Here is a 6248-nt window from a genome sequence, read left to right as displayed (position 1 = left end):
TTTACTCTTGTCATTCATCTGTTTCCTTTTATCCTCTTCCTCCTCCCATGTACTTCTTCTTGTTTTTTTTTTTTAAATGACCAGGCCCCCCCGAAATCCTCCCCACTGCATATCGTGGGCGGCGTCAGATTTTTATAGGCAACGTTTCATGGCCATGCCGTTCATGACCGGCCTGATGAACATCGTGGTGCCGCTGCAGATCGGCGCCCGCGACGTGGCCTTCCCGTTCCTCAACTCGCTGAGCTTCTGGCTGCTGGTAGCTTCCGCCGCGCTGGTAAACATCTCGCTGGGGGTTGGCGAATTCGCCAAGACCGGCTGGGTGGCTTACCCGCCGCTGTCCGAGCTGGCCTACAGTCCGGGCGTGGGGGTGGATTACTACATCTGGGCGTTGCAGATCTCGGGTATCGGCACCACGCTGACGGCGATCAACTTCCTGGTCACCATCCTCAAGATGCGTGCCCCAGGCATGAAGCTGATGCAGATGCCGATCTTCACCTGGACCTGCACTTGGGCCAACGTGCTGATCGTTTCCTCGTTCCCGATCCTGACCGGCGCGCTGGCCATGCTGACGCTGGACCGCTACCTGGACTTCCACTTCTTTACCAGTGAAGCCGGTGGCAACCCGATGATGTACCTGAACCTGTTCTGGGCATGGGGCCATCCGGAGGTGTACATCCTGGTACTGCCGGCCTTCGGTATCTTCTCGGAAGTGATCTCCACCTTCTCCGGCAAGCGTCTGTTCGGTCACACCTCGATGATCATCGCCTCCGGCGTGATCTCGGTGCTGGGTTTCATGGTCTGGCTGCACCACTTCTTCACCATGGGCTCCGGCGCCAACGTCAACGCCTTCTTCGGTATCGCCACCATGGTGATTTCGGTACCGACCGGCGTGAAGCTGTTCAACTGGCTGTTCACCATCTTCCGCGGCCGCCTGCGCTTCACCGCGCCGGTCATGTGGACCCTGGGCTTCATGATCACCTTCTCCATCGGCGGTATGACCGGCGTGCTGATGGCGATCCCGGGTGCCGACTTCGTGCTGCACAACAGCCTGTTCCTGATCGCCCACTTCCACAACACCATCATCGGTGGCGCGGTATTCGGCTACCTTGCTGGCTTCGCCTTCTGGTTCCCGAAAGCCTTCGGCTTCAAGCTGAACGAGCGTCTGGGCAAGGCCGCATTCTGGTTCTGGCAATCCGGCTTCTTCTTCGCCTTCGTGCCGCTGTATGTGCTGGGCTTCCTGGGCATGACCCGTCGCCTGAACCACACCGACAACCCGCTGTGGACCCCGTGGCTGTACATCGCCTGCATTGGCGCGGTACTGATCGCCATCGGTATCGGCTGCCAGCTGCTGCAACTGTTTGTCAGCCTGCGTGACCGCAAGAAACTGGCAGACGTGAGCGGTGACCCGTGGAATGGCCATACCCTGGAATGGTCCACCTCCTCGCCGCCGCCGTTCTACAACTTCGCCACCCTGCCGCAGGTTCACGACATCGACGCCTTCACCGACATGAAGGAAAAAGGCGTGGCCTACGACATTCCGAAGCAGTACGCACCGATCCACATGCCGAAGAACACCGCGGCGGGTGTCTACATCGGCGGCTTCACCCTGGTGTGCGGCTTCGCGCTGATCTGGCACATCTGGTGGCTGGCCATCGTTGGTCTGGTAGGCATCATCGGCAGCATGCTGGCGCGCGCCTACGACAACGACAAGGACTACTACGTACAGCCGGAAGAGATCGAGGCCATCGAACGCGAGCGCTTCGAGAAAATGGGTATCGACTTCGACCGCTACGTCGAGCGCGACCACAGCGCCCGTCCGCAAACGGCAAAACCTCTGGAGCAGGTGTAATCAGCCATGACTTCGCAAGTAAACGCATTGCACGACCATGCTCACGACCATGAGCATCACGACGCCGGCGCCAGCGTAGAGCTGGGTTTCTGGCTGTACCTGATGACCGACTGCATCCTGTTTGCCAGCGCCTTTGCCGCCTACGCGGTACTGGTGGGCAACGTGGCAGGCGGCGTTGCCGGCCATGACATCTTCGAACTCAAGTTCGTGCTGGTGGAAACCTTCGCGCTGCTGTTCTCCAGCATCACCTACGGTTTCGCCATGATCAGCGGCCACAAGGGCAACAAGAGCGCCCTGCTGGGCTGGCTGGCGGTGACCTTCCTGTTCGGCGCCACCTTTATCGGCATGGAACTGCACGAGTTCGGCGCGCTGATCGCCGAGGGCCACGGCCCGGACAAGAGCGCCTTCCTGTCCGGCTTCTTTGCCCTGGTCGGCATGCACGGCCTGCACGTGACCGCCGGCCTGATCTGGATGGGCATCATGATGGCGGAAGTCATCAAGACCGGCCTGACCGGCCGCGCCATGACCCGTCTGAACTGCCTGAGCATGTTCTGGCACTTCCTCGACATCGTGTGGATCTGCGTATTCACCGTCGTGTATCTGAAAGGGGCGATCTGATGAGCCACGCTCACGACCACGCCGCCAGCCACGGCAGCGTATCTTCCTACCTGACCGGCTTCGTGCTGTCGGTGATTCTGACCGTAATTCCGTTCTGGCTGGTAATGAACGGCGGCCTGAACCCGCACGACACCCTGCTGACCATCGCCGGCTTTGCCGTGGTGCAGATCCTGGTGCATCTGAAGTACTTCCTGCACCTGAACTTCACCAAGGAAGGCCGCGTCAACTCGCTGGCATTCCTGTTCACCGCACTGGTGATCGTGCTGCTGGTGGTACTGTCGGTATGGATCATCTTCAGCGCCGACGCGCTGATGATGCCTTACTGAGCGCAGCCAACGTGAAGCTCAAGCGTTATCTGCTGGTCACCAAGCCGGGCATCATCTTCGGCAACCTGATCTCTACCGCCGGCGGTTACCTGCTGGCGGCGCAGGGACATGTTGACCTGTGGCAGATGTTGGCCACCCTCATCGGCCTGTCGCTGGTGGTGGCCTCCGGCTGCGCGCTGAACAACTGCGTGGACCGCGACATCGACAGCAAGATGGCACGTACCAAGAGCCGCGTACTGGTGACCGGCGCCATGTCGTTCCGTGCCGCACTGGCGCACGGCATCGTGCTGGGCATCGCCGGCTTTGCCACGCTGTGGTTCGGCACCAATGCGCTGGCCACCGCCTGCGCGCTGTTCGGCTTCGTGATCTACGCCGGCGTGTACAGCCTGTACATGAAGCGCAAGTCGGTCTACGGCACCGTGGTGGGCAGCCTGTCCGGCGCGGTACCGCCGGTAGCCGGCTACTGCGCCGCCACCGGCCGCTTCGACATGGGCGCGGCGATCCTGCTGCTGATGTTCTGCCTGTGGCAGATGCCGCACTCCTACGCGATTGCCATCTTCCGCTTCCAGGACTACCAGGCAGCGGGCATTCCGGTGCTGCCGGTTGTGCGCGGCGTATCGGCGGCCAAGCAGCAAATCGTGCTCTACATCCTGGCGTTCATGGTGGCCACCATCATGCTGATGCTGGGCGGCTACGTCGGTTACGGCTACCTGGTGGTGGCTGTGGCGACCAGCCTGTGGTGGCTGAAGATGGCGCTGTCCGGCCGCAAGGCCGATGTCGACGACCGCGTGTGGGCACGCCAGGTGTTCGCTTTCTCCATCGTCACCATTACCGCCTTGTCGGTGATGATGGCCGTGGACAGCCGCATGGATGTGCCGAGCACCGGCCAGCCACAACTGGCCCAGCTGCAACACGCCAGCGCCTGATTTACCGGGTAGCATCGCATGAGCCGTTCACCGCAAGGTGGGCGGCTTTTTTCATTGCCAGCGCTGACGCGGTGCGGCCAACCCTGCCTTGCCGCCTGCAGTTGCAGCTTCCCCGCTGTGCTATAGTGACGCCCCGTTTTGCTGCCATGAACTGCCAGATGACTGCCCTCGCCCGCCTGCCGCTGTTGCTATTGCCCCTGTTGCTGCTTGCCTGCACGCCGGACGAGCCGCTGCGCGGCAACTTCCAGTGCGTGGACCAGAGCCAGTTCCGTTACAACCGCCAGGCACAGACCGTGGAGCTGATTCGTGACGGCAGTAGTTTTCACGGCTTCATGGATGAAAAGCGCCAGATGGTGTGGCCCAAGCACGAGAACGATCGCAGCCTGCCGGACACCTACGCGCTATCGCGCAAAATCGCCGGCCAGCTGACGCTGTATGGCGGCTTTGCCGGCAAAGGGCTGGCCTGCCGCGCCGCCGCCACCCAAACCGCACCGTAAGCACCCGCACCAGAAGCTCCCCATGCGCATCCCGGAATTCCACCACGCCCTTGCCGCCATCGGCGCCCGCTCCTGCCACGTTGGCCGCATTACCCGTGCCTGGCTGAAAGGCCAGCCGCTGGATGCCGGCACCCGCCACCAGAAAAGCGAACACTACTTTCCGCTATCGGTGCGCACGGGGCTGCCACCAATCGCGGCGCAGATGGATGCGCTGGCGCAGATACAGTCACAACACCCGGCAGCCGATGGTTCGCTGCGGCTGCTGGTGGCGCTGGCAGATGGCCAGATGGTGGAAAGCGTACTACTGCCGCGTAACGGGCTGTGCATTTCCAGCCAGGTGGGCTGTGCTGTCGGCTGTACGTTCTGCATGACCGGCAAGAGCGGGCTGCTGCGTCAGCTGGGCAGCGCCGAAATCGTCGCGCAGGTGGCGCTGGCGCGGCGCATCCGTCCGGTCAAAAAGGTGGTGTTCATGGGCATGGGCGAGCCGGCACACAATATCGACAACGTGCTGGAGGCCATCAATCTGCTGGGTACCGATGGCAATATCGGCCACAAGAATCTGGTGTTCTCCACCGTCGGCGATCCGCGGGTGTTCGAGCGGCTGCCGCAACAACAGGTCAAGCCGGCGCTGGCGCTGTCGTTGCACACTACCGATGCGGCGCTGCGGGCACAGCTGCTGCCGCGTGCGCCGCGCTATACGCCGGCGGAGCTGGTTGCATTGGGCGAGGACTACGCCCGCCGCGTAGGCTACCCGATCCAGTACCAGTGGACGTTGCTCGCCGGCATCAACGATACGCAGCAGGAACTGGAGGCCGCGGTACAACTGCTGCGCGGCAAGTACGGCATCCTCAACATCATTCCGTACAACAGCGTGGAAGGCGACCACTACCAGCGTCCGTCTGCCGAGCGCATCCACTACATCAAGCGCTACCTGCACGACAACGGCGTGCTGACCAAGGTGCGCGATTCCGCCGGCCAGGACATCGACGGCGGTTGCGGCCAACTGCGCGCCCGTGCCGCCGACATCATCGATCACAGCCGGCTGTTGCGCCGCAATCGCGGGCAGGATCCGCAGCAAGCTTGATCCGCCTGCTGGCAGCCTGACTGGCCGCACCATATGATGAAGCAGACGACTGATGCGGACGCTGCTACATGCGCACACTTGCACGCTGGATATTCCTCGCCCTGACGGCCTGCTCGGCAACGGTGCTGGCGGCGGAAGCGGTACTTTTCCCCGACTACCCGGACCCCAACAAGGCCTTCTTCCGCGCCGCGCTGCAGCTGGCGCTGGATAAAAGCGGCCACGACTACACGCTGAGCGCCGTCGTACCGGAGATGCTGCAAGGGCGCTCCATCGCGCGCGCCATGGGCTCCGGCGGCGATCTCGACGTGCTATGGACCATGACCACCCCCGAGCGCGAATCGCTGCTGATACCGGTACGCCTGCCGGTAGACAAAGGCCTGCTGGGCTGGCGCATCGCCATCGTGCGCCAGGGTGCGGCCAACCTGCTCGCCAAAGTAGAAACGGTTCAGAACTTGCGCTTCTTTACCGCCGGACAGGAACACGACTGGCCGGATGTCGGCATCCTGCAAGCGAATGGCCTGCCGGTGATGCTGGTCGGGCAATACGAATCGCTGTTCAAGATGCTGGCCACCGCCCGTTTCGACTACTTTCCGCGCGGTGTGGGCGAGGCCTGGAGTGAAGTGGATCAACACCCCAAACTCGGCTTGACCGTAGACAGCCACATCGTGCTGCACTATCCGGCCGCCGAGTATTTCTTTGTCACCCCCGGCAAGCCTTACCTGGCGGAGCACATCCGGCAGGGCTTGCTGCGCGCACAGGCGGACGGCAGCTTCGACCGGCTGTTCCTGTCCCATTTCGAGCCATTGCTACGCCGCGCACGGCTGGCAGAGCGGCGTGTCCTCGAGTTGCAGAACCCGCTGTTTGATCCCGCCAAACAACCGGCGATCGATCCGGCGTGGTGGTACCAACCGCTGGCGAGCCCGGCGAAACCGGCAGCCAAATAAACTG

7 protein-coding genes are annotated in these 6248 nt (G+C 62.4%); all 7 read left to right on the top strand.

The features are described 5' to 3' along the window. Positions 1-148: 148 nt before the first annotated feature. Positions 149-1849 carry a cbb3-type cytochrome c oxidase subunit I gene (locus tag HU218_RS12975; protein ID WP_343033035.1) on the top strand — a complete coding sequence of 567 codons (1701 nt, stop codon included), beginning with the start codon at positions 149-151 and terminating at the stop codon, positions 1847-1849. 6 nt (positions 1850-1855) lie between these two features. Continuing rightward, positions 1856-2467, top strand: coding sequence for a cytochrome o ubiquinol oxidase subunit III (gene cyoC, locus HU218_RS12970; protein ID WP_174875360.1), 612 nt, complete (start codon positions 1856-1858; stop codon positions 2465-2467). Next, the gene (cyoD, locus tag HU218_RS12965; protein WP_174875359.1) at positions 2467-2793 is read left to right on the top strand and encodes a cytochrome o ubiquinol oxidase subunit IV; all 327 of its coding nucleotides are present in this window, start codon (positions 2467-2469) and stop codon (positions 2791-2793) included. The genes cyoC and cyoD overlap by 1 nt, the downstream gene beginning before the upstream one ends. A gap of 11 nt (positions 2794-2804) precedes the next feature. Continuing rightward, positions 2805-3719 carry a heme o synthase gene (cyoE, locus tag HU218_RS12960; protein WP_174875364.1) on the top strand — a complete coding sequence of 305 codons (915 nt, stop codon included), beginning with the start codon at positions 2805-2807 and terminating at the stop codon, positions 3717-3719. Between the two features lie 158 nt (positions 3720-3877). Continuing rightward, positions 3878-4216: a hypothetical protein gene (locus HU218_RS12955; RefSeq protein WP_174875358.1), complete on the top strand. Its 339-nt coding sequence runs from the start codon at positions 3878-3880 to the stop codon at positions 4214-4216. A gap of 22 nt (positions 4217-4238) precedes the next feature. Further along, complete coding sequence (locus HU218_RS12950) at positions 4239-5300, top strand: RNA methyltransferase (protein WP_174875357.1); 1062 nt, start codon at positions 4239-4241, stop codon at positions 5298-5300. Positions 5301-5368: 68 nt separating this feature from the next. After that, positions 5369-6244 carry a hypothetical protein gene (locus HU218_RS12945; protein ID WP_174875356.1) on the top strand — a complete coding sequence of 292 codons (876 nt, stop codon included), beginning with the start codon at positions 5369-5371 and terminating at the stop codon, positions 6242-6244. The last annotated feature ends 4 nt before the right edge of the window (positions 6245-6248 follow it).

Origin of the sequence: Vogesella oryzae, assembly GCF_902829295.1 — a bacterium.
GTDB lineage: Bacteria > Pseudomonadota > Gammaproteobacteria > Burkholderiales > Chromobacteriaceae > Vogesella > Vogesella oryzae.
Note: the sequence above shows the minus strand (reverse complement) of the source record. Positions and strands in the feature narration are given on the sequence as shown.

Excerpts from the sequence above, each read along its gene's own strand:
- HU218_RS12945 (WP_174875356.1), top strand. The coding sequence starts at position 5,369 with ATGCGCACACTTGCACGCTGGATATTCCTCGCCCTGACGGCCTGCTCG.
- cyoD (WP_174875359.1), top strand. The coding sequence starts at position 2,467 with ATGAGCCACGCTCACGACCACGCCGCCAGCCACGGCAGCGTATCTTCC.
- HU218_RS12955 (WP_174875358.1), top strand. The coding sequence starts at position 3,878 with ATGACTGCCCTCGCCCGCCTGCCGCTGTTGCTATTGCCCCTGTTGCTG.
- cyoC (WP_174875360.1), top strand. The coding sequence starts at position 1,856 with ATGACTTCGCAAGTAAACGCATTGCACGACCATGCTCACGACCATGAG.
- HU218_RS12950 (WP_174875357.1), top strand. The coding sequence starts at position 4,239 with ATGCGCATCCCGGAATTCCACCACGCCCTTGCCGCCATCGGCGCCCGC.
- HU218_RS12975 (WP_343033035.1), top strand. The coding sequence starts at position 149 with ATGGCCATGCCGTTCATGACCGGCCTGATGAACATCGTGGTGCCGCTG.